The sequence below is a fragment of the Asaia sp. SF2.1 genome (assembly GCF_000505765.1).
In the GTDB taxonomy this organism is placed as follows: Bacteria; Pseudomonadota; Alphaproteobacteria; order Acetobacterales; family Acetobacteraceae; genus Asaia; species Asaia bogorensis.
The window spans coordinates 75,910-79,125 of sequence record NZ_AYXS01000034.1 but is presented as its reverse complement, the minus strand read 5'-3'; the positions used below and the strand labels follow the sequence as shown (position 1 = coordinate 79,125).

Annotated in this window: 3 protein-coding genes and 1 pseudogene; all 4 read left to right on the top strand. The window is 62.3% G+C overall.

Going from position 1 to position 3,216, the window contains the following annotated elements:
• Positions 1–278, top strand: a 278-nt coding sequence (locus tag P792_RS38955; RefSeq protein ID WP_235075490.1) for a hypothetical protein, incomplete at its 5' end; no start/stop codon positions are given.
• 189 nt (positions 279–467) lie between these two features.
• Positions 468–2,129: a S41 family peptidase gene (locus P792_RS31600; protein ID WP_023979359.1), complete on the top strand. Its 1,662-nt coding sequence runs from the start codon at positions 468–470 to the stop codon at positions 2,127–2,129.
• Entirely contained in the window at positions 2,126–2,458 is a 333-nt protein-coding gene (locus tag P792_RS31595) for a DUF1491 family protein (protein WP_023979358.1), read from the top strand. The genes P792_RS31600 and P792_RS31595 overlap by 4 nt, the downstream gene beginning before the upstream one ends.
• Positions 2,459–2,778: 320 nt before the next feature.
• Positions 2,779–3,216 (top strand): annotated as a pseudogene (locus P792_RS31590) (OmpA family protein); the annotation flags it as partial.

Genomic DNA, 3,216 nt, shown 5'->3' with positions numbered 1-3,216 from the left:
CCCTTGATGAGGCTCTGGTGCTTCTGGCTGAAAAGGGGAAACCCCTGAAGGCCAAGGGCAAGACCACGCGCAAGACCACGACAAAGGCTGCGTCGGGCGACGCTGCGCCCGAAAAGGCCGCGCCACGCAAGAAGGCCGCCCCAAAAGCCGCTTCCATGAAACCGGCAGCCAAAAAGGCGACGTCAGCCGGGAAAAAAGCCCCTGAAAAAGAGGGGGTTAAGAAACCGGCAAGGAAATCACGCGCTGCAGGGACAACAGATGGTGATGACGCCGCGTAATTTGCGTTTTTGGTGCCACAGACCGTGGCAAAAACGTCGCTCCCCCTGTTAGGCTCCCTATCGCGGTCCAGGCAGGACCGTTAAAGCGGCACTCGATGGGGAAAGCCATCGCCCTGATGGTCAAGGTCACCGGCTCTGAACAACGTTCCTTTCCTGACTGGCGCGCCCCCGCGAGGGCTTATGGGCGCAATGGGGCTGGCCGTTGCCGTGGCCACGCTGTCCGGAGCCATGCTGGCCAGTATCACACCGGCCCAGGCCGCACGTCTGGGTGCCAGACGGCCTCAGCCGGCAGAGTTGGCGCAGGCCGGTCCACCTGCTGCCGTCACGGCAACCCGCACGACGCAGCAACCAGAAGGTGGACAGGGGGACTCAACGCTCGATACCGGGCTCCTGTCTTCGGTATTATCCAGCGCGTTCCGTTTCCTTACGCCCAGGACACTCGATGCTCACTCAAGCCGCACCTATAGTCTGTGGGGACTGGACGGACTGACGGCGATCGACCCGTCGATCACGATCGAGGAACCGACCCACGGCCCGAAGGAAGCTGCTTCGCTCCGCCTGAGCCTGAGCCAGAAGACCGTTGCGGAATTCCGCGAGCCCGGAGAGAACGAGACTGGCGAATGGGTCCGCGTTCTTGTGTCGATCATGGATGCAGCGTGGCGTGCCTCACCGGCACTGAGAAGTGCTGGCCGCGATGCGTTGCTGCAGAGCTTTTTTGACGAGCTGTTCAATCACCTCGACCCCTATTCGCGCTATGTTGCACCTGCGCCCGCGGGCAATGACCGGGCCAACCGTGCGGGCGATGTGGCCGGGGTGGGTCTCTCTCTCCAGCGCGATGGAACGGGGCTGGTTATCGGTGCAATCAATGCCAATGGCCCCGCCTGGGCAGCTGGCGCCAATATCGGGCAGAAACTTCTGGCGGTTGATGGCCATTCAACGCGCAATCAGGACGCGGACACGGTTGAGGGCTGGCTGAACGGGGCACCGGGCAGCAAGGTCAGGCTTCTTCTTGCCGATCCAGGGCATCACGGCGCCATCATGCGTCTGGAACGCCAGATCGTGCCCCCTCAGACCGTTTTCGCCAGCGGGCATGACCATATTGCCGTCATGCGGATCGCCTCGTTCTCATCCGACACCGCTGAGGAACTGAGCCAGAATATCGACCAGGCCCTTCAAGACAAGAAACTCGTAGGGCTAATCATTGACCTCCGCGGCGACCGCGGGGGCGTGCTGCAGCAGGCCGTCACCGCGACGGCTCTGGTGCTCGATCAGGGCATTGCGGTGGTGACAAAAGGCCGGGACCCGAAATCGAACCACATATGGGCGGTTCAGGGCGGCGATATGACCCATGGTCTGCCAATCACGGTGCTGGTGGACGGGCGAACGGCCAGCGCTGCCGAAATCATGGCAGCGGCCCTGTCCGATCATCGACGGGCTGTGGTGATTGGCAGCGCGACACTGGGCAAGGGGCTGGTGCAGGCCATTGGCCAGATGCCCGACGGGGGTGAGCTGTTTGTTACATGGAGCCGCGTGATTGCGCCTTTGGGGTGGCCGCTTCAGGGTCTGGGTGTCACACCACAAATCTGCACCTCACGCGGGGCCCTTTCGCTCGAACAGCAATTGAGTGCTCTGGGGCAAGGCAAATTGCTGGACGCCGAGACGGTGCGCGCCAGCCGCGAGATCCGTTTCCCGGTCAGCGTCTCGCGCATTCTCGATATACGCCGCCATTGTCCTGCCGCCCTGGGCACGGATGCCGATCTCGACACGGCCGCCATGCTCCTGCACCTCCCGGACAGCTATCGCGCTGCCCTCGCCGCCATGCCGGATGATATGGACGACGCCTCGCCATGACGGAAGCTCGCCTGAAAACAGGATTATGGGCACGCGCGCTCATGCGTCTGGTGCAGGGGCAGGGCCACGGGGCCATGCTGCTCAAGAAGGGCGACGAGGACGCAGGCGCCCTGCTGATCGTCCTGACAGACAGGCAAAACCAGCTGGTTGTTCTGCGCGTCGCGGCCCTCGGGCAAGGCTGGGAACGCCTCCCCATGGATGATGCCAGCGCCCTGGATGCGTATCTCGAGCGCCAGAAACGCTACGATCCTGATTTATGGATTCTCGAATTCACGGTGCACGATGTGGCCGAGCCCATCGAGACCATCCTGCCCGGCAGGATGGCCTGAACCCGCACCATCAGGCACCTGAACACCCTCAGCACAATACAGGGGAGTGTTGCAGCCATCCCACACTCGGTGCAGGAAGAAGGAAGCGCCTCACATGGTGAACGCACCGGGACAGGAAACATGCGTTGCACAGGGATGACAGTTCAGCGAAAAGACGGCATTCAGATCGCTGCGGACGGCCAGGAGACTGGCCTTCTCTCAGTCTGCCGCGTGAAAAGGATGGAGAAGACGATATGACGCTGGAACACCGAACGCGCGGTGAGACCGTTTGCCGCCCGTTTTACGATGTCCGGCAGGTGGTCGGATCCTTCTCCCGCCTCATGCGCCGACAGGGATTGAACCTGACCGCGCTTGCCGGCTTCGGATTTGTCGGTTTCGGCCTCGCTGCAGCACCAGCCCAGGCACAGGTTGTGAAGGGTCTGTATGTGGCAGGCTCCGGTGGCGCGAGCTTCAATCAGGATCAGACCGTGCGTCTGTCACCCGTTCTGCCGAGCGGGCGTGACCATTATGACGCCGGGGTGACGGGTCTGGGCTCGGTCGGCTGGGGGCTTGGCAACGGCTTCCGCGTCGAGGTCGAGGGCAATTACCGCAATAATCGCCTGCAGCAGTTCAAGTCCAGCTACTTTCCTTCAGCGGCGGGTGGTCGTCAGCAGGGTTATGGCGTGATGGCTAACGCCCTGTTCGACATGGATATCGGTGCCAACTGGGTCTATCCCTATTTTGGCGCTGGTATCGGCTATGGCTGGCAGGCCATGAAC